20 protein-coding genes and 1 pseudogene are annotated in these 22,723 nt (G+C 67.6%); 4 read left to right on the forward strand and 17 right to left on the reverse strand.

The features are described 5' to 3' along the window. Positions 1-26: 26 nt before the first annotated feature. Positions 27-443: a protease inhibitor I42 family protein gene (locus NM2_RS06155; RefSeq protein ID WP_157120903.1), complete on the reverse strand. Its 417-nt coding sequence runs from the start codon at positions 441-443 to the stop codon at positions 27-29. A 95-nt stretch (positions 444-538) separates the two neighbouring features. Next, the gene (locus tag NM2_RS06160) at positions 539-2,041 is read right to left on the reverse strand and encodes a carboxylesterase/lipase family protein (protein ID WP_067664985.1); all 1,503 of its coding nucleotides are present in this window, start codon (positions 2,039-2,041) and stop codon (positions 539-541) included. Between the two features lie 298 nt (positions 2,042-2,339). Here NM2_RS06160 and NM2_RS06165 point away from each other — a divergent pair. Both NM2_RS06165 and NM2_RS06170 read left to right on the forward strand, forming a co-directional pair. Beyond that, positions 2,340-3,176 (forward strand): annotated as a pseudogene (locus tag NM2_RS06165) (dolichyl-phosphate beta-glucosyltransferase); the annotation flags it as partial. Between the two features lie 156 nt (positions 3,177-3,332). Continuing rightward, on the forward strand, positions 3,333-3,614 hold the full coding sequence (locus NM2_RS06170) for a YggT family protein (RefSeq protein WP_067664988.1): 282 nt from the start codon (positions 3,333-3,335) through the stop codon (positions 3,612-3,614). A gap of 524 nt (positions 3,615-4,138) precedes the next feature. On the opposite strand, the gene der is transcribed toward NM2_RS06170, so the two are convergent. The 11 genes from der to steA all read right to left on the reverse strand — a co-directional run bounded on the left by der (position 4,139) and on the right by steA (position 16,712). Further along, complete coding sequence (gene der / locus NM2_RS06175) at positions 4,139-5,578, reverse strand: ribosome biogenesis GTPase Der (protein ID WP_067664991.1); 1,440 nt, start codon at positions 5,576-5,578, stop codon at positions 4,139-4,141. Beyond that, on the reverse strand, positions 5,575-6,297 hold the full coding sequence (cmk, locus tag NM2_RS06180) for a (d)CMP kinase (RefSeq protein WP_439956841.1): 723 nt from the start codon (positions 6,295-6,297) through the stop codon (positions 5,575-5,577). Before cmk ends, der begins: the two co-directional genes overlap by 4 nt. Positions 6,298-6,308: 11 nt before the next feature. Continuing rightward, positions 6,309-7,256, reverse strand: a complete 948-nt coding sequence (locus tag NM2_RS51385; protein ID WP_245717864.1) for a pseudouridine synthase — start codon at positions 7,254-7,256, stop codon at positions 6,309-6,311. Between the two features lie 603 nt (positions 7,257-7,859). Further along, positions 7,860-8,552 carry an SMC-Scp complex subunit ScpB gene (gene scpB, locus NM2_RS06195; RefSeq protein ID WP_067664999.1) on the reverse strand — a complete coding sequence of 231 codons (693 nt, stop codon included), beginning with the start codon at positions 8,550-8,552 and terminating at the stop codon, positions 7,860-7,862. Further along, the gene (locus NM2_RS06200) at positions 8,549-9,418 is read right to left on the reverse strand and encodes a segregation and condensation protein A (protein ID WP_067665139.1); all 870 of its coding nucleotides are present in this window, start codon (positions 9,416-9,418) and stop codon (positions 8,549-8,551) included. Before NM2_RS06200 ends, scpB begins: the two co-directional genes overlap by 4 nt. A gap of 50 nt (positions 9,419-9,468) precedes the next feature. After that, a complete protein-coding gene (locus NM2_RS06205; protein WP_218025860.1) occupies positions 9,469-10,440 on the reverse strand; it encodes a ParA family protein in 972 nt (323 codons plus the stop codon). A gap of 438 nt (positions 10,441-10,878) precedes the next feature. After that, positions 10,879-11,805 (reverse strand): site-specific tyrosine recombinase XerD, encoded by a 927-nt coding sequence (gene xerD, locus NM2_RS06210; protein WP_067665144.1) that lies wholly within the window; start codon positions 11,803-11,805, stop codon positions 10,879-10,881. Positions 11,806-11,993: 188 nt separating this feature from the next. Beyond that, a complete protein-coding gene (locus tag NM2_RS06215) occupies positions 11,994-12,635 on the reverse strand; it encodes an NUDIX domain-containing protein (protein ID WP_067665001.1) in 642 nt (213 codons plus the stop codon). Next, a complete protein-coding gene (pyrG, locus tag NM2_RS06220; protein WP_067665003.1) occupies positions 12,632-14,359 on the reverse strand; it encodes a CTP synthase in 1,728 nt (575 codons plus the stop codon). Before pyrG ends, NM2_RS06215 begins: the two co-directional genes overlap by 4 nt. A 198-nt stretch (positions 14,360-14,557) precedes the next feature. Beyond that, positions 14,558-15,481 carry a copper transporter gene (locus NM2_RS06225; protein ID WP_067665006.1) on the reverse strand — a complete coding sequence of 308 codons (924 nt, stop codon included), beginning with the start codon at positions 15,479-15,481 and terminating at the stop codon, positions 14,558-14,560. A 10-nt stretch (positions 15,482-15,491) separates the two neighbouring features. Beyond that, positions 15,492-16,712 carry a putative cytokinetic ring protein SteA gene (gene steA, locus NM2_RS06230; RefSeq protein WP_067665009.1) on the reverse strand — a complete coding sequence of 407 codons (1,221 nt, stop codon included), beginning with the start codon at positions 16,710-16,712 and terminating at the stop codon, positions 15,492-15,494. A gap of 208 nt (positions 16,713-16,920) precedes the next feature. On the opposite strand from steA, the gene NM2_RS06235 reads away from it, so the two are divergent. Beyond that, positions 16,921-17,343 carry an SRPBCC family protein gene (locus NM2_RS06235; RefSeq protein ID WP_067665012.1) on the forward strand — a complete coding sequence of 141 codons (423 nt, stop codon included), beginning with the start codon at positions 16,921-16,923 and terminating at the stop codon, positions 17,341-17,343. A gap of 13 nt (positions 17,344-17,356) precedes the next feature. Here the strand turns inward: NM2_RS06235 and recN are convergent, their stop codons facing one another. From recN to NM2_RS06255, 4 genes are read right to left on the reverse strand one after another with little or no spacing between them, the layout of a single operon-like run. Then, positions 17,357-19,138: a DNA repair protein RecN gene (recN, locus tag NM2_RS06240; RefSeq protein ID WP_067665015.1), complete on the reverse strand. Its 1,782-nt coding sequence runs from the start codon at positions 19,136-19,138 to the stop codon at positions 17,357-17,359. After that, positions 19,116-20,102, reverse strand: a complete 987-nt coding sequence (locus tag NM2_RS06245) for an NAD kinase (protein WP_067665018.1) — start codon at positions 20,100-20,102, stop codon at positions 19,116-19,118. Before NM2_RS06245 ends, recN begins: the two co-directional genes overlap by 23 nt. Next, positions 20,099-20,914 carry a TlyA family RNA methyltransferase gene (locus tag NM2_RS06250; protein WP_067665022.1) on the reverse strand — a complete coding sequence of 272 codons (816 nt, stop codon included), beginning with the start codon at positions 20,912-20,914 and terminating at the stop codon, positions 20,099-20,101. Before NM2_RS06250 ends, NM2_RS06245 begins: the two co-directional genes overlap by 4 nt. Position 20,915: 1 nt before the next feature. Continuing rightward, on the reverse strand, positions 20,916-21,203 hold the full coding sequence (locus tag NM2_RS06255) for a hypothetical protein (RefSeq protein WP_067665025.1): 288 nt from the start codon (positions 21,201-21,203) through the stop codon (positions 20,916-20,918). Positions 21,204-21,317: 114 nt separating this feature from the next. Here NM2_RS06255 and NM2_RS06260 point away from each other — a divergent pair, with 114 nt between their 5' ends. Then, the gene (locus NM2_RS06260) at positions 21,318-22,559 is read left to right on the forward strand and encodes an ROK family transcriptional regulator (RefSeq protein WP_067665028.1); all 1,242 of its coding nucleotides are present in this window, start codon (positions 21,318-21,320) and stop codon (positions 22,557-22,559) included. Positions 22,560-22,723 lie beyond the last annotated feature (164 nt).

Below are 22,723 nucleotides of genomic sequence, written 5' to 3' on the forward strand. Positions count from 1 at the left end.
ACACAATGAAATTCAGCAACGGAAGACTAGCCGACCGTGATGTTCTCGGTGAAGGTCTGCGCGGGAGCCGATCCCGCCCGCACCGAGATCAGACGCAGGGTGGTGTGGCCGTGTCCCGCGGCGGTGAAGGTCCACACGCTGGTACCCGCCGCACCGGGAATCGGGTTGGTCGAACGGAACTGCGGTGCGCCCTCCTGATGCAGCACGCCCTGATCGATCGGACTCAGCCTCCAGACGTATCCCGAGGACGGATTGTCCGGCAGCGCCACCGCCAGCTCCTGTCCGACGGACAGCGACTGGCTCTGCCCGTTCCCGTCGGTTCCCACGATGACCGGTTCATCCACCGGTGAAGCGGTGGGAACGGCATCGGCCACCGCCACCACATTCGCACCGCAGGCCGCGAGGGCCAGACCGAGAACAACCATCCGCAAAGGTGTACGCACCGCATTCCTTTCACACTGTCGAGGCGCTCACCTTACCGGCGATCTCGGAGGAACCTCACAGCCGGGCGAAATACGTTCCCCGACAGCCGGTTCCGTCAGCTCGGTTGCGCGTCACGCCAGGCCCGCACCGCGGCGAGCTCATCGGCGCGCGGATCCACCCGCACCGGCGAATCCGGGTCGTCGAAGATCTGCACCGCGCGATGACCAGCGCTGAACCGCGCCCATCCGGGATCGCCGTGCGTGGCGAAGTCCACCCAGGCCCGGTGCACCCGATCCGCCAGCGCCTGCGGCGGATTCGGGCCGGTCAAACTCGGCGCGGCCTCCAGCCGGTCGAAGACGAACGGCACCTCGAGCACGTGGCAGGCCCCCAGGCCCTCGATGCCCGAACGCCAGCCGAATTCGTACATGTACGCGGGTTCGCCTGCCGCCGCGACGGATTCGGCGATGCGCACCGAATCCTCCCGGAACGCCACATCGGTGACGATCGCGTTGAACACATCCGCGGCCGAGGCATCGGGCCGGTTGGCCGCGTAGAGCTGCGCGAGCTCGGTATCCAGGCCGTAACGGCGCAGCACGAACGGCAACGTCTGGTCGGTGATCCCCGCGGCCAGCCCGGCGGGCACGGTGAAGAACCGGAACTCCTCCGCGGTGCAGCCGATCAGCAGCGGCACCGCGCGATCGGGTCGCGCGCCGAGCACCGTGCTGGACAGCCCCTCGACCAGCTCACCATCGATCACCGGGAACAGGCTCATCACGCCCAATCCGTGGCTGATCACGGACTCCCCCCAGCGCGCCGGATCCGGATCCTGCATCAGCTCCAGCGCCATCGCGTCCTGCGCGGCCCGCAGCCGATCCGGCCCCAGCTCACCGAACGCCGCCGCGGTCGGCGCGATCCCGGCCTTGTCCGCCAGCACCGCGGCCACCAGCCGCGCATCCTCCGCGCGGGCGATCCCGATTCCGTTGCCGCTCTGGATGATCGCGCGCCGGAACAGGCCCTCGGTGACCGGCGAGGCGATCAGCGCGGCGATGCTCATCCCGCCCGCGGACTCCCCGAAGACGGTGATATTGCCGGGATCTCCGCCGAACGCCGCGATGTTCTCCTGCACCCACCGCAGGGCGAACACCTGATCGTGCAGACCGCGATTCAGCGGCGCGTCCGGTATCGCGGCGAAGCCGGAGACGCCGAGGCGATAGTTGATCGAGACAGTCACCACGCCGTCGCGGGCGAAGGATCCGCCGTCATAGATCGGTCGCGCGTTCGACCCGCGCACGAATGCGCCGCCGTGGATCCACACCAGCACCGGCAGCCCGGACCCGCCCGCCTCGGGAGTCCAGACGTTCACGTTCAGATATTCGTCACCGGGAATGCCGTCACTGCCCAGCAGCGCGTGAATGGGCGCGGGATACGGCGACTGCGCGCACGTCGCGCCGTACTCGAGCGCATCGCGTACACCGTCCCAGTCCGGCACCCGCGCGGGCAGTTCGAATCGCGCGGGCCCGATCGGCGCCGCCGCGTAGGGGATCCCCAGAAAAGTGGCGATGCCGTCCCGGGTGACCCCACGAACCTTGCCGCCCGTCACGGACACGATGGTTTCCACAGTGAACCTCCTCAGTCGACCCATATGAGCACATTCCGGGGCAACCCGAGCTACACGGGTCCGTTCTCGGGTTCGTTGTACGGTATGCACCCTCAACGGGCACAATGCTTCAGTGCTCCCGATTTACTACGGCTTGTTCATGATCCTGTACGAGAGTCAACGTCTGCTCGAGTTGCTCCTCGGTCCCTAGCGACACCCGCTGACGCGTATACGCCCCGTACAGGGCCCGGTTCAGCCCACAGTGATCTCACAGCGGCAACCAAGCCCCGCACTAGCGGAGCGGACGAATCTTGTGGACATGAGCGAAACGACGATTGCACCGCACACCACGGATCGGACCGGCAGCGCCCCGCACGTCCCGACACTGGACGTCGTGATCCCGGTCTACAACGAAGAGCACAGCCTCGGCACATGCGTCTGGCGGCTGCTGGCCCACCTCGAAGGTTTTCCGTTCTCGGCGCGCATCACCATCGCCGACAACGCGAGCACCGACGGAACCCTCGCGGTGGCCAATTCACTGGCCGCGGACTTCGACAACGTCCGGGTCATCCACCTCGACCGCAAGGGACGGGGCCGGGCCCTGCGCGCGGCGTGGTTGGCCTCGGACGCGGAGGTCGTCGCGTACATGGACGTGGACCTGTCCACCGATCTGAACGGACTGCTGCCGCTGGTGGCCCCGCTGGTCTCGGGACATTCGGACATCGCGATCGGCACCCGCCTGGATCCCGCCTCGCGGGTCGTGCGCGGCCCGAAGCGGGAATTCATCTCCCGCAGCTACAACCTGATCCTCAAAGCCGCTCTGCGCGCGCACTTTTCGGATGCCCAGTGCGGATTCAAGGCGATGCGCTCGGATATCGCGCAGGTGCTGCTGCCGGTGGTGCAGGACGGCGAATGGTTCTTCGACACCGAGCTGCTGGTGCTGGCGCAGCGGTGCGGTCTGCGCATCCACGAGGTGCCCGTCGACTGGGTCGACGATCCGGACAGCCGCGTCGACATCGTCGACACCGCACGCAAGGACCTGCAGGGCGTCTGGCGGCTGCGCCGCGCATTCGCGACCCACACCCTGCCGATCGAGGATCTGCGCACCGAACTCGAGCGCAAGCCCCTGACCGCACGTCTTCCGCTGACCCTGGTCGCTTAGGGACGCGCGCTGCCGAATATGCACGCTCGACACGATCGCACCGACCGTGCGAGTCTGATATTCGTCTGAGAACAGCGCAAAGCGGACACTTTCGGCCGATACCGGGCGTTGACACCGGTAAGCGGGCCCACGACTACGAAGGAGTTCGTCATGACCCTCATCGGAGCCCTGATCGGGTATGTGCTGTCGCTGTTCATCCTCGTGCTGCTAGCACGCATGGTGCTGGACTGGATCCAGATGCTCAGCACCTCGCCCAGTGCGGCATGGCTGGCGAAGGGGCGTCAGATCGCCCACCGTTGCACCGAGCCGATCATCGCGCCGGTGCGGCGCATCCTGCCGCCGGTTCGAGCCGGCGGCATGTCGATCGACCTGGCATTCACGCTGGTGTTCATCGCGGCGATCATCCTGCGCTCGATCGCCTTCAGTCTCTGACCGTTCCCGTCCGAACCCCGGATGTCGTGAGAACCCCTGCCGCCCAGCCTGATACCGCCCGCACGCCGCGATCGAACCATCGTTCGCCCGGCGTATTCACTTCTCCGGAAACGATTTCACGAACGCGACGCCGATGGCCACCGCGCTGACCACGGCAAGGACCGCAATACTCCACATATGAATTCCTTATTCGACTGTGTGACAAGCGGATTGAAGGTACCGCGCCGCTAGCCACCCTGTCCGGGAAACCGGCCATCCCCGCGCCCCTCCCCTCGTCGGGGCGTTTTCACCGGCGGCACATCCGGATCGCACGGTTTCGAAATTCCGGAGTCACATGTATCAATGCGCATAATTGAGTACGAACATGTTCCAGACCGGCATGTTCCAATGCCTCAACGCTCTCTCCGCACCCCGAAAATGTATCCGCACCCCTTGCTGATCCGCGGAACGTGTGCGGATCTATCCAAGAGGTGCGGATGTGAGATGCTCCGGCGGCCCGGGAATCCGGCCCACCGGAAGCGGAACTACTTCTTGCGGCGGTCCCGCTTCTCCCTGACGCGGACCGAGATCCGCACGGGCGAGCCGTCGAAACCGAATTCCTCGCGAAGCCTGCGCTCCAGGAACCGGCGGTAGCCGGCCTCCAGGAATCCGGTGGTGAACAGCACGAACGTCGGCGGGCGCGTGGTCGCCTGGGTGACGAACAGCACGCGCGGCAGACGGCCGCCGCGCATCGGCGGCGGAGTGGCCGCGACGACCTCCTTGAGCCAGGTGTTCAGGCGGCCCGTCGAGATGCGCTTGTCCCACGACTCGAGCGCGGTTTCCATCGCGGGAACGAGTTTCTGCACCGCGCGGCCGGTGTGCGCGGAGATGTTGACCCGCTGCGCCCACGGCACCTGCACCATTTCCCGATCGATCTCGCGCTCGAGCTGCTCGCGGCGATCCTCGTCGACCAGATCCCACTTGTTGTACGCCAGCACCAGCGCCCGGCCGGCATCGGCGACCATGCTGATCACCCGCAGATCCTGCTCGGTGATCGGCTGTGAGGCGTCGATCAGCATGACCGCCACCTCGGCGGCCTCGATCGCCGACTTCGTGCGCAACGAGGCGTAGAACTCGGTGCCGCTGGCATTGGCCACCTTGCGCCGCAATCCCGCGGTATCCACGAAACGCCAAGGCTTACCGCCCAATTCGACCAGCGAATCGACCGGGTCCACGGTCGTGCCCGCCACATCGTGCACCACCGAGCGCTCGTCACCGGCCAGCTTGTTCAGCAGACTCGACTTGCCCACATTGGGTTTGCCGACCAGTGCGACCCGGCGCGGTCCGGAGCCGGGCGCGGCGACGTCCTCGCGCGGCGTCTCGGGCAGCGCCTCGAGCACCACGTCCAGCAGATCGCCGGTACCGCGGCCGTGCGCGGCGCTGACCATGTGCGGCTCGCCGAGTCCGAGCGACCACAGCGAGGCCGCCTCCGCCTCGAGTTTCTCCCCGTCGACCTTGTTCACGACCAGTACGACAGGAGTCTTGGACCGGCGCAGCACCCGCACCGCCGCCTCGTCGGTGGCGGTCGCGCCGGTGGTCACATCGACCACCAGCAGGATCGCGTCGGCGGTCCGCATGGCCAGTTCGGCCTGACGCGCCACCGACTGCTGCAGCCCCTTGGCATCGGGCTCCCAACCGCCGGTGTCCTGCACCAAGAATCGCCGGCCGGCCCAGGACGCCTCGTAGGAGACGCGGTCACGGGTGACACCCGGGACGTCCTCCACCACGGCCTCGCGCCGACCCAGAATGCGGTTCACCAGAGTCGATTTGCCGACGTTCGGGCGTCCGACGACGGCCACGGTCGGCATCGGCACATGCTCGTACCCTTCGACGTCGCCTTCGAGAGCGGCAATCTCCCAATCGGTTTCGTCGTTCCACACACCGTCGGCGGCATAGCCGACGGCGCCGGCGTCCGGGTAGGTCATCGCCCTCCCCCTGCTGAGATCTGTTGCGCCACAACCTGGAACAATTCGTCGATGACCTGTTCGCGGGTCAGTTCGCTGGTGTCCACGATGATCGCGTCCGAGGCCGGACGCAGCGGAGACACCGCACGGGTGGAATCCAGGGTGTCCCGGCGCTGCACATCGGCCAGCACCGCCTCGTAGTCGTCGCCGCGGCCCTCGGCGATGTTCTGCTGATTGCGCCGGTACGCGCGAGCCGGGGCCGACGCCGTCAGATAGATCTTGGCATCCGCGCCGGGCAGCACGACGGTGCCGATATCGCGGCCCTCGACCACGATTCGTACTGCGGCAGAGGCGATCTCGCGCTGCAACGCGACCAGCTGATCGCGCACCTCGCCCACCGCCGACACCGCGGAGACCGCCTTGGTGACCGCATCGCCGCGGATCTCCCCCGACACGTCCACGTCGTCGAGTTCGATGACCTCGCGGCTCGGATCGGTGCCGATCCCCAGCGGCAGATCCTTCACCGCCACCGCGATCGCCGCGGGATCGCTCAGATCGACTCCCCCGCGCAGTGCGTGCAATGTCGCGACCCGGTACATCGCGCCGGTGTCGAGATACCGCGCGCCCAGCCGGGTGGCCAGCATCCTGGACACACTCGACTTGCCGGTACCCGAGGGACCGTCCATCGCGATGACCAGCGAATCCGAACCCGACATGCGTTCCGGAATCTCGATCGACATCTTCACACCGTTCACAGGTCCACCGCCTCGTAGAGCTTGCCGATTTCGTCGCGTCCGAGCACCCGCAGCGTGCCGGGACGTTGGTCGCCGAGCGCGACCGGGCCGATCCGTGTGCGCACCAGCGCGGTCACCGGATGGTCGACCGCTTCCAGCAGACGTCGCACGATGTGCTTGCGTCCCTCGTGCAGAACCACTTTCACCAGCGAACGGCCCTCGCCGACCTCGAGCACCTGGAAGTCGTCGACCGAGGCCGGGCCGTCGTCGAGTTCGATTCCCTTGCGCAGACGCTTGCCGACCTCGCGCGGCACCTCGCCGTCCACGGTCGCCAGGTAGGTCTTGGACACCTCGAAGGAGGGGTGCATCAGCCGGTGGGCGAGATCGCCGTCGTTGGTGAGCAGCAGCAGACCCTCGGTGTCGGCGTCCAGGCGCCCGACGTGGAACAGCCGCTGTCCGGCCATGACCCGTTCGGCGACGATATCGCCGACGCACGGCCGGTTGAACTCGTCGGACATGGTCGACTGGAAGCCCTTCGGCTTGTTCAGCGCCAGATAGACCTGTTCGTCGCGCACCACGATCCGCACGCCGTCGACGCGAACCACCGCGGTGTCGGGGTCGATGCGCAGACCCTGTTCCCGCACGATCACACCGTCGACCTCGATGCGGCCCTGCTCGATGAGTTCCTCCGCGACCCGGCGGGAGGCGACGCCCGCCTTGGCGAGCACCTTCTGCAACCGCTCGCCCTCGCCCCAGGGCAGCTTCTTCGGGCCCTGCTGGGATTCCCCGTCGACGTTCTGATGCCGCGCGGGTTTGGCGAAGCTGAGCACGGTGGGCTGCTTGCGCTGTGGCGCGGGCTTCGGTTTGCGATTGGGTGCGGGCTGGGGTGTCAGCGGCCGCCCGCCGCCGATGCGACCGGCGGTGTTGCGTCCGGCGACCGAACGTCCCTCACCACGACCCGGCAATGCCTCGGGCGCGCGCCCGCGGCCCGCGTATCCCCCGCGCTCGCCCTGCGAATCGCCTCGTCCCCCGGTCGGGCGTCCCTGCGAATAGCTGCCGCGCCCGCGATCCTGGGAATAACCACCGCCGGTGCGATCCTGCGCCGACCCGCGCCGGTCCCCGTAGCCGCCGCGGCCACTGCGATCCTGCGAATAGCCACCACGTCCGGAGCCGCGCTCCGAGGAGTACCCGCCCCGATCGGCGGCACGCCCCTCCGAATAACCACCGCGTCCGGACTCACGATCCTGCGAATAACCACCACGCCCGGAGCCACGATCGGACGAATAACCGCCACGACCGCCACGGTCCTCCGAATAACCACCGCGACCAGCGCCACGGTCCTGCGAATAACCACCGCGGCCGGTCCCGCGATCTTGCGAGTAGCCCCCGCGTCCGGAGCCTCGCTCGGAGGAATATCCGCCACGGTCCGATCGGTCCTCACCGCGGCCCCTGGAATACCCTCCGCGGTCCCCCGAGCGTCCGCGGGACGTTCCGCCGCGCGGCGGTTCTGTGTTCTTTCTACGATCCGGTGTGCCATCTCGGCGAGCGGGTGTGTTCACTTTGTCCTGTCAATCCTCGGCGCCGAGGTCGATATCCGACTCGGCGGTTTTCTTCAGCCTGGTGTACCGGGGGTCGGTGTCCAGACTCTCGTTGATCTCATCGATCAGGTCGACGCCCGGCAGCAGGGGCGCCAGCGGCGGGAGATCCGCCAGCGACGCGAGCCCGATCCGTTCCAGAAACAGTTCGGTCGTGATGTACAGGGTGCCGTTGGTGTCGGGATCGGTCCCGGACTCGGCGATGAGCCCGCGGGCGACCAGAGTGCGGATCACACCGTCGACATTCACCCCGCGCACGGCGCTGACCCGTGCTCGCGTAACCGGTTGACGATAGGCGATGACGGCCAGAGTTTCCAAAGCGGCCCTGGTCAGCTTCGACCGCGCACCATCGAGCAACATACGTTCCACATACGGCGCATATTCGGTTCGAGTGTAGTACCGCCAGCCGTCACCGGCGTATCGCAGATCCATACCGCTGCCCCGAGCGGTCAGTTCGGCCGACATCTCACGCAACGTCCGCGTGACGCGTTTCTCACTGTCACCGATGGCCGAGGCGAGCAGTTCGACCGATGCCGGTGCGTCGACGACCAGCAGCATCGCCTCGAGCGCCGAACGGAAGTCGTCCTCGCCGAGCGACTGTGCGCCGAACTGTTCCTCGGCCGCGTCACCGTCCTCGGCCGCATCGGTACCCGCTGTCACCGTCACCCGTAGTCCTCTTCGATAGTCACCGTCTGCGCCGCTTGCGCATCCTCCACGTCACCGATCCAGCTGACCGCCAGGGGCCCCAGCGGATCGGGCTGGTCGAATTCGATCGTCTTGCCCCGATACAGCTCCAGCAGCGCCAGGAATCTCGCGACGATCTGCACCGGCACCTCGCAATCGGCGCAGATCTCGTGGAACGTCGTCCAATTGCCCGCTCCACGCGCTCGCAACATCTCCAGCACCATCGCGGCCTGCTCGGCGACCGAGATCGCGTGGGCGTGCAGATGGTCCAGACCCACCTTCGGCACCGGACGCGGCCGGAACGCCGCCGCCGCGATATCGGCGAACCCGGCGGCGTCGACCCCCAGGGTAACCTCCGGCAGCAACTGCAGAAAGCGATCCTCCAGCGACACCGCCCGCGGATAACGCCGTAGCGCGGCGGCTTCCAGCTCCCCCAGCAACTCCGCGACCTGCTTGAACGCCCGGTACTGCAGCAGCCGCGCGAACAGCAGATCGCGTGCCTCGAGCAGTTCCAGATCGTCGGCGTCGGTGACCTCACCCGAGGGCAGCAGCCGCGCCGCCTTCAGATCCAGCAGAGTGGCGGCCACCACGAGGAACTCGGTGGTCAGATCCAGGATCTTGTCCGCGCGCAGGGTGTGATCCTGATGCAACGTCGCGGTCAGCGCCTTGGTGTACGCGATGAACTCGTCGGTGACCTTGTGCAGCGCGACCTCGGTGACATCGAGCCGACGCTGGCTGATCAGCTGCAGCAGCAGATCGAAGGGACCTTCGAAATTGGTCAGCCGCAGGTGGAATACGTTCGTTCTGTCCGGATTGTCGGTGGCCCCAGCGTTTTCGGGGCTCGGGATGGCCGCTTCGGCGGGAGCGGGTGGATCCGTAACAGTGGGCGGCTCCGCGGTCACCGGCCCGACCGGTGAATGACTTCCCGTGCCATCGCCCGATACGCCTCCGCGCCACCGGATTTGGGCGCCCATGTGGTGATCGGCTCACCGGCCACACTCGCGTCCGGGAACCGCACGGTCCGATTGATCACCGTGTCGTACACCAGGTCCCCGAAGACCTCCACCACCCGGGCCATCACCTGCCGCGAGTGCAGCAACCGCGCATCGAACATGGTGACCACGATGCCGTACAGGCTCAATCGCTGGTTCAGCCGGTCCCGCACCTTGTCCACGGTGTCGGTGAGCAGGGCCAGCCCACGCAGCGAGAAGTATTCGCATTCCATCGGTATGACGACACCGTCGGCGCAGGCCAGCGCGTTGACGGTGAGCAGACCCAGCGACGGCTGGCAGTCAATGAGGACGTAGTCGTACCGATCGGTCAACGGCGCCAGCGCACGACCCAGGGTCTGCTCCCGGCCGACCTCGTTGACCAGCTGGATCTCGGCGGCGGACAGATCGATGTTGCTGGGCAGCAGATCCATCCCGTCGACCTTGGTGGACATCAGGACGTCATCGACCCCGGCCCGGCCGCCGACGAGCAGATTGTGCACGGTCAGATCCAGATCATGGTGCGCGACGCCCAGGCCCGCGGACAGCGCCCCCTGCGGATCCAGGTCCACCAGCAGCACCCTGCGACCGTACTCGGCCAGCGCGGCACCGAGATTGATGGTCGAAGTGGTCTTGCCGACGCCACCCTTCTGGTTACACATCGCGACGACCAACGCGTCTCCGTGGCGGGACACCGGCGGCGGTTCCGGTATGTCGCGCAACGGGCGTCCGGTCGGTCCCACTTCCGTGCCGTCCGCCACGATATCCTTCGCCTCCCATAATGTTCGGGCCGCATGCTCTATCCGCGATCCTGATCGGTTGTATGAAAGCGGGTCTGTCGCAGCTCTCCTATGCGGTTCGCCCGCACCAGCTGTCGTCATATCCGCTGCTCCTTACAAGTCCTGCATTGCCCCGCCCAGCGCTGCGGGGCCGATCTTCATCAGGGTGTGCCGCGTTAAGCACTTCCATAGACGCTACCGCCTCGTAGCACAACACCGCCTTTCCGCCTCTCCGGGACTTCTGCGTGTCGCTCCCCGCCTCCCCGGGACTTCGGCGTGCCGTCGGCGCCTGACGACTCGACCTTCGAGCCGACGGCTGGGAGCCGATCACCCTCTGGACGTACCCGGCGAGTTACCCGTGCTGTTACGAAATCAGTTGTTGCGCTGGCATTGCCGTTGTTTCGTGGCCTCGGCGCAGGTTGGCATCGCCGAGAAGCCTGTGACTGCAGGTAGTTTGCGGCAGAAGGGTCGGGCTGGGGTGACCGATCGCGGCGATCGAATGCGATTTGTCCGCGAGAAAACGCGAATTCCGGGGTGCGGTCATCGTGCGCGGGGATGGGCTGTGGCCCAGACCTCGTGGAGGGTGGTGACCGTGACCAGGGTGTAGATCTGGGTGGTGGTGACCGAGGCGTGGCCCAGTAGTTCCTGGACGACGCGGACGTCCGCGCCGCCGTCGAGCAGGTGGGTGGCGAAGGAGTGCCGCAGGGTGTGCGGGGAGACCGCCGCGGCGATGCCCGCGCGTTCGGCGGCGTCCTGCAGAACCTGCCAGGCGCTCTGGCGAGACAGTCTGCCGCCGCGGGCATTACAGAACAGGGCGGGATTTCCGGTGCCGCGCATGGTGAGTGCGGGGCGGCCGCGCACCAGGTAGGCATCCAGCGCTTCCAGGGCGGGGCGGCCGATCGGGACGATGCGTTGTTTACCGCCCTTGCCGCGCAACACCACCGCGCGGGCGGCGGTGTCGATATCGTCGACGTCCAGGTCGATCGCCTCGGAGATCCGCGCTCCGGTCGAGTACAGCAGCTCCAGCAACGCCCGATCGCGCAGCCCGCGCGGGCCGCCGTCGGCCGCGCCGGAGCCTCCCGCCGCCTCCAGCAACCGCGAAACCTGTTCGTAGGGAAGGGCTTTGGGTAGACGCCGGGCGGGCGTGGGCGGTTTGACCGCATGGGCGACATCCCCGGCGGTGATGCCCTCGGCCGCGGCGAAACGATGCAATCCGCGCACCGCGACCAACCCTCGCGCCGCGGAGCTGGCGGCCAGTGGCGGATAGCCGTGCGCGCCGGCCCGCAGCGACACCGTGAAATCGCCGATATCGCTCTCGGTCACCTCGGCCAGGCCGGTAATCCCCCTGTGGGTCAGGAATTCCCGATATCGCCCGAGGTCACGCCGATACGCGCTGAGCGTGTTGCGCGCGGCCCCGCGCTCGACCGCCAGATGGTCGAGATACGCATCGATCTCCCGCTGCAACACGCCCACATCATTGCAGCAGGGTCCGACATCCGGCCGCCCGAAACGCTCCCCGACATCGCCCGTGCGGGCGCTTCACCGCCGTGCACCGGCAGGCCACCGCGGTAACCCACACACCGACGTACCACGGACCCGAATATTCGTGGCCATCCCAATCCCTTACCCGCACCGGCGCAGCGCCGCACGGGCGATCAGGGGTGACCGGCGGCCGCCTTGCGGTCCAGAAACCTGGTCGGCATACCGGGCCAGGGCGCGTCGGCGGGACGCAGCTCGATTCCCGACGAACGGGCGGTGGACAACGCCAGGACGCCGGCTACGGCGGTCGCGTTGACGATCTCACCGGACAACGCGGCGCGCACGGCGTCCTCGACGGGCATCCGTACCAGTTCGAGGTCGGCCTCCTCCAGCTCGGGTTCGGGCCGATCGGTGTCGTGCAGATCGGTGGCCAGATACACCCGCAGTGACTCGTCGGTGAACCCCGGCGACAACGCGACATCGACCAGCACCGACCAGGTCCGCGCCGCCAGCCCGGTCTCCTCGGCCAGTTCCCGCCGCGCCGCGGTGAGCGGATCCTCGCCCGGTTTGTCGAGCAGTCCCGCGGGCAGCTCCAGCAGGCGGCGTGCGATCGGGTGCCGGTACTGACTGATCAGGACGAGATCACCGTTCTCGTCCAGCGCGGCGACCGCTACGGCGCCGTGATGTTCGATCACCTCGCGTTCGGCGATCCGCCCGCCCGGCATCTCGACCTGATCCAGGCGCAGCGCCAGGATCGCTCCCGAGTACACGACGCGGCTGGACACCGTCCGGAAATCATGGTTGCCAGGAGTGCTCACCGGGACACGCTCTCGGCTTCCCCGATTTCCACATCGCAGTCGATTTCGACCGGAAGACGCTCGGCCGCTTTGTATTTCAGCGCCGCCGCGATCAGCGCCGCGAACAGCGGATGCGGGCGCGTCGGGCGGCTCTTGAGCTCGGGGTGGGCCTGGGTGGCCACGAAGAACGGGTGCTTGTCGGCGGGCAGCTCGACGAATTCGACCAGATGCCCGTCCGGGGAGGTGCCGCTGAAACGCAGTCCGCCCTCGGCGATCTTGGCGCGGTAGGCGTTGTTCACCTCGTAGCGGTGCCGGTGCCGCTCGGAGACCTCGGCCTGGCCGTAGGCCTGCGCAACGACCGACCCCTGTTCCAGGATCGCGGGATACGCGCCCAAACGCATGGTGCCGCCCAGATCGGCCTCACCGGCGACCGCCTGCTCTTGATCGGCCATCGTGGAGATCACCGGATGCGTTGTCTCCGGCTCGAATTCGGCCGAATTGGCGTCCTCGAGCCCGACCGCGCGCGCGGCCTCGATCACCACGCACTGCAGGCCCAGACACAATCCGAGCAGCGGGATGCCGCGGGTGCGCGCGTAACGGATCGCACCCACCTTGCCCTCGATGCCGCGGATGCCGAATCCGCCCGGGATCAGCACCGCGTCCACGTCGCCCAGATGCGCCTGCGCGCCCGAGGGGGTCTCGCACTCGTCGGACTGCACCCAGCGGATGTTCACCTTCGCCTTGCGCGCGAATCCGCCCGCGCGCAACGCCTCGGTGACCGACAGATACGCATCGGGCAGATCCACGTACTTGCCGACCAGGGCGACGGTCACCTGCTCGCGCGGGTTGTGCACCCGCTCGAGCAGATCGCCCCACACGGTCCAGTCCACGTCGCGGAAGGGCAGCCCGAGCCGACGCACCACATAGGCGTCCAGGCCCTCGCGATGCAGCACTCGGGGGATGTCGTAGATCGACGGTGCGTCCGGGGTCGAGATGCACGCCTCCACCTCGACGTCGCACATCAGCGCGATCTTGTTCTTGAGCCCCTGCGGAACCTCGCGATCACAGCGCAGCACCAGCGCGTCGGGCTGGACGCCGATATTGCGCAGCGCCGCGACCGAGTGCTGGGTCGGCTTGGTCTTGAGCTCACCCGAGGGCGCCAGATAGGGCACCAGCGTGACGTGCAGGAAGAAGCAGTGATCCCGGCCCACCTCGTGCCGGATCTGCCGGGCCGCCTCGAGGAACGGCTGGGATTCGATGTCGCCGACGGTGCCGCCGATCTCGGTGATCACCACATCGGGGGTGTTGCCCTCACGGTCCGGGGCCCGCATGGCCAGGATGCGGGACTTGATCTCGTCGGTGATGTGCGGGATGACCTGCACGGTGTCGCCGAGATACTCCCCGCGCCGCTCCTTGGCGATGACCGACGAATACACCTGTCCCGTAGTGACATTCGCGTCCTGGGACAGATCGCGGTCCAGGAAACGCTCGTAGTGACCGACGTCGAGGTCGGTCTCGGCGCCGTCCTCGGTCACGAACACCTCGCCGTGCTGGAACGGGTTCATGGTGCCGGGATCGACGTTCAGATACGGGTCGAGCTTCTGCATCGTCACCCGCAGGCCACGTGAGGTGAGCAGCTGGCCGAGGCTGGAAGCCGTCAGGCCCTTACCCAGTGAGGAGGCGACGCCACCACTGACGAAGATGTGTTTGGTAGCCGTTCTCGACGGAATCCGTGATTGCACCACGGGTCTTCACGTTAACACGAAAACGGCCCGTAAATCGAATGCCACACGAGATAGCCGAACAGTGGCTGGCCGGTGGTTCTCCCCGCGGCCGCACCACCCCGACCCTTTCGAACAGCATCCGGACCCCGAGTGCGAATCACTGCTGCGAATGTGCCCGCGACGCCGCGATGTGATCGCGAGCACCGGCCGACGCGCCGATTACGGCAGCCTCGCGACGGTCAGCGAGCTCGCCTTGGCGCCGGTGCCGTACCGGCCGGTGAGCCCCTTCAGTTGTTCACTCAATCCGAGAGCCGTTGTGACCCGGCCGATTTCGTGATCCACATTGTCGACCGTGGTCACCGAACCGGCCAGCCGCCCGTCCGAGCGCACCACCGCGATCGGGCCCGCGCCGTCGGCGGATCCGGCCCGGCCAGCCAGCACGGTTCCCGCATCGCGTCCCCGCAACCCGCCCGCGAATTTCGCGATGATCGACCCCCGATCGTCCTGCGCGGCCTGCGCGCCGTCACCGGTCACCACGACGGCCAGTTGGGCGGGCTGCACATCACCGAAGGTGAGGAACCCGCCGCTGCGCAGGGTGCTCAGGATCAGGGAGCGTTCCTGGGGCGTGGCGCGCTGATGCCCGTCGGCAGGATCGGTGAGCAGTGCCAGCCCGAGCAGGTCACCGGCGAGGCTGCCCTGATCGACCGAGGCGGTCTGCAACTGCGCACCGGCCGGAATCATGTTCGTCACCGCGGTGCGCAACCGGTCGCCCTGGCCGGAATCGACGAATGGATTCGTCAGCGCGATCGTGCCGGTCACCGTCGCGCCCGCGGCGGTGAGCGCCTTGCCGACCGCCTCGACGTCGCCGTGATCGGCATCGGGCGTGGTGAACAGCATGACCCTGTGCCCGCCGAGGGTGCCGCCGAGCAGACGCCCCTGCGCACCGGCGAGGAAGGCGTCGGAGGCGGCGAGTTCACCGCTGAGCCGGGCGTGTTGATCGGACAGCGTGTCGAGCTTGGACTGCAATCCGTGATCCGGGCGCAGCGCGGTCAACACCCCCGAATGCGAACCGAACACCACCCCGATCGCCAGCGCGAGGAAGATCCCCGCAATCGAGATGGCGTGCTGGCGTAGCGAAATCACCTGTTCCCCTTCAGTGTTGCCGATTCAACAAGTTCGATAGGTCGTGTCCCACGCCCCGGGCCTGCTGCCACACCGAGGCGGCCCAGTCCAGCGCCTCCCCGCCCAGATGCAAGGCGAGCACCGCCACGATGAGCGCGACCAGCGCGGCCAGGACCACCAGCGCCACCGCCCAGCCCGCCGAACGTTGGCTGTAGAGCGTGGCCACGGCCTTGGCGTCCATCAGTTTCGGACCGGTCTTGAGCCGGGTCAGGAATGTCGCCGGATTGGATTCGCGGCGGCTGCGATCGAAGAAGTCGTCCAGTGAGGCCGCCGCGCCGCAGGTGATGATCAACGCCGCGCCGTGGTGATCGGCCAGCAGCAATGCCAGGTCCGCGGCCGATCCCGAGGACGGGAACGTGGTCGCGCCGATGCCCAGGTCCTGAATGCGGTCCAGCCCCTTGGCGTGACCGTCGGTGTCGGCGGGCAGGATCACCTCGGCGCCGGATTTGAGCGTGGTGGCGGTGATCTCGTCCGGATCGCCCACGATCAGATCGGGCCGGTAACCGCATCGGGCCAGGGTGTCCGCGCCGCGGCCGACGCCGATCAGAATGGGCGCGTACTCCTTGATGAACGGTTTGAGCGCCCGCAGGTCGTCGCGATGATCCGGACCGTCGGCCACCACCACGACGTGCCGGTTGCTCAGGCTCAGCTCCAGCTCCGGAACGCCGAAACCGTCGATCAGCAGCGCACTCTCGGTGCGGATGAACTCGATCGTATTTCCCGAGAACGCCTCCAGATGATCGGCCAGGCCGTTGCGCGCGGCGATCATCCGTTCGGCGATGGCCGACGCGGTGAGCTCGATCCCCTCGACCAGGGCCTCGGGTTCCTTCTTGGTCAACCGATCGGCGTAGACGACGCCGCCATCGATGCGCACCTTCGCGCCGTCCTTGATCTTGGCGAAGACATCGTTGGATACCGCGTCCAGCAGTGCGATTCCATTGGCCACCAGCACCTCGGGTCCGAGGTTCGGGTAACGCCCGGAGATCGACGGCGAGGCGTTGATCACCGCCATCACTCCCGCCTCGACGAGCCGGTCGGCGGTGAGCCGATCCAGGTCCATCTCGTCGAGCACCACGACATCGCCGGGTCCCACTCGTTTGAGCAGACGCCGGGTGTCGCGGTCGACGCGTGCCAGTCCCGTGCGGCCCGGCAGCATTTCGTTGTTCTTCGACAACAGCGCCAGCATCTTCATGGCAACCGATACTGACCGCAAACTCTCAACCATCGGTGGAGGCGCGCCGGATTCACTATCACATTCGTTACCTCGATGCCAATGACACTTCGCACGGCGCGCGGAACCGGTAACGGATACGCTTGCCGACGGCGTATTGATGAGACACGATGTCACAGGCACTGGCGCGGGACGCGCCCACCGCACAGAATCCTAAGGAGATTCGCACATGGCCGGCACCACGATCGACACGGTGATTTCAGCTCCCCGCGACGTCGTCTACAAACTCTTCGCCGAACGCGACAGCCTCAACGGATACCTGCCGATCCGGTTCACGCTGAAGAAGCCCGGCGACACCGAGCGCACCGGCGTGGGCGCGCGATTCCTGGTCGGTCTGGGCGGTGTGGGCGTCACCGAGGAGACCACCGAGCTGGTTCCCGGCGAACGCATGGAATACAAGATCGTCGCCGGCGCCCCGGTCCGCCGCCACGTCGGGATCATCACCTTCGCCGACGCCCCCGGCGGCACCCTGGTCTCCTACCGCATGGAATCCGAGCCGAAAATCCCCGTCCCCGACCGCATCACCGAACTCGCCCTGCGCGGCCTGATCAACCCGTTCCTTTCGGCGGCCCGCAAGGCGGTCGCGAAGTAGCGAAGACCCGCGGTCAGCTGGCTGCCGGTGTCGCGGTTTCCTTTTCGGCGTTGGCGGTGGCGAGGAGCTCCTCCGCGTGAGCTCGGCCGGTCTCGGTGTCGTCCAGACCGGCCAGCATGCGGGCGAGTTCCTTGACGCGCTCGTCATCGGTCAAGGCGCGCACACCACTGTTGACGCCCTTGCCGTCGTCGACCTTGTCCACCACCAGATGGGTGTCGGCGAACGCGGCGACCTGCGGGAGATGGGTCACCACGATCACCTGATGGGTTCGAGCCAGCCGGGCCAGGCGGCGGCCGATCTCCACCGCGGCCCGGCCGCCGACACCAGCGTCGACCTCGTCGAAAACCATCGTGCTGCCGTGTTCGGACCGAGCCAGCACCACCTCCAGGGCCAGCATCACCCGGGACAGCTCACCGCCGGAGGCACTGCGGCTCAGCGGCAGCGACTGCGCTCCCGAATGCGCCGACAACCGGAACTCGACCTCGTCCACTCCGCTGGATCCGGCATGCAATTCCTTGCCGCCCACCGTGATCGGCGCGGAATCCTGCGGACCGGCGGGCATCGGCCGCACCTGCACCTCGAGTTTCGCGCGGCCCATCGCCAGCCCGCCCAACTCGGTGCTCACCGCGGCGGCCAGCTTCTTGGCCGACTTGGTTCGCGCGGCGGTGAGTTTGCGCGCGGCCTCACGCACCTCCTCGGCGGCGGCTTCGACCTCCGCTGCCAGCGCGGACAACGCCCCTTCGGACACGTCCAGCGAATCCAACCGCCCGCGCGCATCCGCGGCCCAGGCCAGCACACCGTCGATGTCGGGTGCGTATTTCCTGGTCAGCGTTTTCAATTCGGCCTGCCGGTTGAGCAGCGAATCCAGCACGTTCGGATCCGAGGGCAGATCGGACAGGTAACCGCTGAGCTCGGTGGTCAGATCCACCACGACCGAGATCGCATCACCCAGGCGCGGAGCCAGATCACTCAGTGCCGGATCCTGTGCGGACTCCAGCCGCGAGCGGGCCGCGCCCAGCAGATCCAACGCGCCCGAACCCTCGCCGGGCGCGTCGGCCGGACCGGCCAGCGCATCGTGCGCCCCGGTCGCCGCCTCGCGCAGCGAATCCAGATCCGACAACCGCCGCACCTCCGCGACGATGCGTTCGTCCTCGCCGGATTCCGGTGCCAGAGCGTCGATTTCGTCGAGCGAATGCTTCAGCCGATCGGCCTCGAGGGCGAGTTCGCGGCTGCGGGCGGTGCGTTCGAGCAGCTCGCCCCGGGTCTGCAACCAGGTACGCCGGGCCAGCCGATATTTGCGCAGCAGCGTGGCGACCGAGTCACCCGCGAACTGATCCAATGCCTGCAACTGCTGATCGGGACGTTGCAACCGCAGCTGATCATTCTGACCGTGCACCGTCAGCAGCGGTGCGGTGAAATCCCCCAGGACCGCCGCCGGAACACTGCGACCGCCCAGATGCGCGCGCGAACGACCGTCACTGCCGACGGTGCGGACCGCGATGACGCTGTCGTCGTCATCGCGTTGCGCCCCGGTCGATTCCAGCACCTTCTCGACCTCGTCGCGGGCGGCGTCGTGCACCTCCTCGACGGTGAACCGGCCCTCCACTACCGCGCGAGCCGCGCCCCGGCGCACCCGCCCGGCATCGGCGCGGGCGCCGCTCAGCAGATGCAGGCTCGTCACCACCATCGTCTTGCCCGCGCCGGTCTCACCGGTCAGACAGGTCAACCCCGCATGGAATTGCGCTGTGGCGGTGGATATGACGCCGAGCCCGTCAATCCGTATCTCTGTCAGCACTCGTGCTCTCCGTTCGGCGGTTTTCGCTTTCGCCCGAGCGGGTGCGCTCCGGCCGCCGTCCTCGCCATCCTGTCACCGGCAACTGGAATTTGCGCACCATCCGATCGGTGAACGGCGCGGAATCCAGCCGCACCCACCGCACCGGCTCGTCCCCGCGGACCGCCTCGAAACGCGCACCGCGCGGCAGCGCCAGGGTGCGGCGGCCGTCCAGGAATACCACCGCATCATGCCCTGTCGCAACGGTTTCCACCGCGATCCGGGAATCGGGGCTGGTCACCAGCGGTCGCGCGAACAACGCGTGGGCATTGCTCGGAATCACCAGCAGCGCCTCGAGTTCCGGCCACACCACCGGGCCGCCCGCGGAGAAGGCGTAGGCCGTGGATCCGGTCGGGGTCGCGATGAGCACCCCGTCGCACCCGAATTGCGAGACCGGCCGCCCGTCGACCTCCAGCACCAATTCCAGCACGCCCATCCGGACGGCGTTCTCGATACTGGCCTCGTTGAGTGCCCAGCCCCGTTCCACCACCACATCATCGACGCGGACACTGACATCTATCGTCATCCGCTGCTCGAGGCGGTAATCGCCGTGCACGACCTGCGCCAGCGCCTCGTCGATGTTCTCGGCCTCCGCCTCGGTGAGAAATCCGATGCGGCCCAGGTTGATTCCCAGCACCGGCACCCGCGCCGGACGCGCCATCTCAGCCGCGCGCAGGAAGGTGCCGTCACCGCCGAGGGCGAGCACCATCTCGCACCCCACCGCGGCATCGGGCCCGTGCGCGACCGCCCGCACCGGATATCCGTCCGGTGCGGCGTTCTCATCGCAGTCGAGTTTGGTGCTGTACGCCTCGTCCGCGAGCACGCGCAGGCCGATGCCCGCATCGGAGAAGATCTTCGCCACCCGATGCGCGGTCTCGGTGAGTTCGGCACGGCCGGGATGTGCGACCAGCAGAATCTCGCGGTTCACTGTGGGCCCTCCTCCACCGCACGCTGCACCAGCGCAGTCACATCCATCTCTGCATCGTCATCCTCCCGGCGCAACCACAGGAAGTACTCGACATTGCCGGACGGTCCCGGCAGTGGGCTCGCCACCACTCCGCGGGTGCGCAGACCGAGGGCGGCGGCCGCCGCGGCCACCTCCCGCACCGATTCGGCGCGCAACGCGGGGTCCCGCACCACACCGCCGGAGCCTACTCGGTCCTTGCCGACCTCGAACTGCGGCTTGACCATCGGCAGCAGGTCCGCACCGGGCAGGCAGCAGTGTGCCAGCGCGGGCAGCACGAGTCCCAGCGAGATGAACGACAGATCCGCGACGACCAGTTCGACGGGTCCGTCGATCGCGTCCGGGGTGAGCGCGCGGACATTCGTGCGATCAACCACCCGCACCCGCTCGTCGGTCTGCAACCGCCACACCAGTTGCCCGTAGCCGACGTCCACCGCGACCACCTCACGCGCACCCCGGGTGAGCAGCACGTCGGTGAATCCGCCGGTCGAGGCGCCGGCGTCGAGACAACGGCGACCCGAGACGGTCAGGCCGTAGGGCTCGAACGCCTCGAGCGCACCGAGCAGCTTGTGCGCGCCGCGTGAGGCCCAGCGCACCTCGTCGGGCTCCTCCCGCACCAGCAGCGGGGTGCCCGCCTCGACGGCCGTGGCCGGTTTGGAGGCGACCGAACCGTTGATCAATACCCGGCCCGCGCCGATCAGCTCGACCGCATGTTCCCGCGAGCGTGCCAATCCGCGGCGAACCAGTTCCGCGTCCACCCGAGCGCGCTTGGCCACCTCAGATCTTGTCCACCGTCGTCAGTGCCTGGACCAGCACATCGTGTGCCTGCTCCAGAATGCGGGCACGCCGGGTGATCTCGACGCCCGCACCCGCCGATTCCGCGCTGCCCGTATCGGTTTCCCGCGATACGGCCCGCAGTTCGGCCATCAGCTCGTCGATCTGCGCACGCACGGCCGCCGGATCGGCGAACTCCGCCGGATTGGCGCCCTGCAGGTGCTGACCGGGCAGCGGCACTCCCGGCCGAGGCCCGTTGGGGCCAGGCGTATGCGACGTCGGCGTAGTCATGGTGCCGATAACGCTACCGGAGCGTCGAATCGAACACACGTACCAGGCAGGGCTCGGGTTGCCCGGATCGCCGGACAATTGAATATTCGGATTCCGAACAATACTCTCGGAAGCGTGGCTACCGATCCGAATCGTCCCGGCAACGGGCGTACGAGTTCCGGTCCCGGCGTCCGCCGGGGCAATGTCGAGCGCTTGCTGGAGGCTCTGCGCACCCATGGGCCGTCCTCGCAGGCCGCCCTGGCGCGCCGGACCCAACTGTCTCCCGCGACGGTGAACAGCATCGTCAAGGACTTGCGCGCCGAGGGCACCGCGGAGATCCAGCCCGTCAACGGCCGCGAATCGCTCGTGGCGCTGGTGGCCCAGCAGGGCGTGATGGTGTCGACCCAGGTGAACACCGACTCGATCACCGCGGCACTGTTCGATTTCCGAACCGGATCACGGCACGACGCCGCGCTGACTCGCGGCACGGACTTCGACATCGAGGGCGGCGGGCCGCGGGACGTCGCCGATCTCATTCACACGCTGGCGAACGAGGCCGGAGTGCAGGTCGGGGACCTGGCCGGGGTCGGCGTGGCCATGCAGGGCCCGATCTCCACCGTGACCGGCACCGCGGCGTCGTGGGCGCGGCTGCAGCTGCCCGGATGGAACGACACTCCGGTCGCGGGGACGCTCGGCGACCTGCTCGGGGTTCCGGTCGTCGCGGACAACGACGCGAATCTGGCGGCGCTGGCCGAGTGGACCTGGGGCGCGGGCCGCGGTTGCACCGATTTCCTGTACGTGATGTGTTCCGCGCAGATCGGCGGAGGGATCGTGCTCGACGGGAAGGTGCACCGCGGCGGCGACGGGCTGGCCGGGGAGATCGGCCACATCGTGCTCGACCGGAACGGGCCGGTGTGCTTCTGCGGAAGCCGCGGATGCCTGACCACGGTCGCCTCGGAACGTTCGATCCTGTCGACGTTGGCGGCTTCGGGAACCATCAAACATGCGCTCCCGGAGGTGATCGATGGTGCGCGCGAGGGCGATCCGGCATGTCAGCGCGTGCTGTACGAGGCGGGGCTCGCGCTGGGGCGCGCGCTGGCGAACACGGCGAAAGTGATCGCGCCGAGCGTCATCGCGATCGGGGGGCTGCTCGGGCAGGCGGGACCGATCATGTTCGAGAGTGTGCGATCGTCGGCGGAGATCAGCAGTCTGCTGGCCGTGTCGCCGGGTATCGAGTTCCGCGCGGCGCGGATCGGTGCGGACGCGGCGCTGCTGGGCGGCCTGGCATCGGTGCTCACCCTCACCGCCCAGGGAATCAGCACGCTGCCCGAATGGACGACACGTCAATTTCGCAATGACTATTCGAATACTAAATAGTTTATCAAGATCTGTTTGACAGATCACAGAATGCTCGTATGGTTGACGCAATCACACTTCACGGATCCTTAGCGATCCGAATGGATTGAGGTCTCAACGATGAGCAGTCATCTGGCGGATGAACGATCCGCGTCCACGCCAACCGAAGCGCGCCACCGCGCCGC

It is taken from the genome of Nocardia miyunensis NBRC 108239 (assembly GCF_001613065.1).
Taxonomy (GTDB): Bacteria; Actinomycetota; Actinomycetes; order Mycobacteriales; family Mycobacteriaceae; genus Nocardia; species Nocardia miyunensis.

What these genes read in the sequence shown, in the direction of transcription:
- NM2_RS06170 (WP_067664988.1), top strand. Translation starts at nt 3,333, where the DNA reads ATGACCCTCATCGGAGCCCTGATCGGGTATGTGCTGTCGCTGTTCATC.
- der (WP_067664991.1), bottom strand. Translation starts at nt 5,578, where the DNA reads ATGACCTACCCGGACGCCGGCGCCGTCGGCTATGCCGCCGACGGTGTG.
- cmk (WP_439956841.1), bottom strand. Translation starts at nt 6,297, where the DNA reads ATGTCGATCGAGATTCCGGAACGCATGTCGGGTTCGGATTCGCTGGTC.
- NM2_RS06205 (WP_218025860.1), bottom strand. Translation starts at nt 10,440, where the DNA reads ATGACGACAGCTGGTGCGGGCGAACCGCATAGGAGAGCTGCGACAGAC.
- steA (WP_067665009.1), bottom strand. Translation starts at nt 16,712, where the DNA reads ATGAAGATGCTGGCGCTGTTGTCGAAGAACAACGAAATGCTGCCGGGC.
- NM2_RS06235 (WP_067665012.1), top strand. Translation starts at nt 16,921, where the DNA reads ATGGCCGGCACCACGATCGACACGGTGATTTCAGCTCCCCGCGACGTC.
- NM2_RS06255 (WP_067665025.1), bottom strand. Translation starts at nt 21,203, where the DNA reads ATGACTACGCCGACGTCGCATACGCCTGGCCCCAACGGGCCTCGGCCG.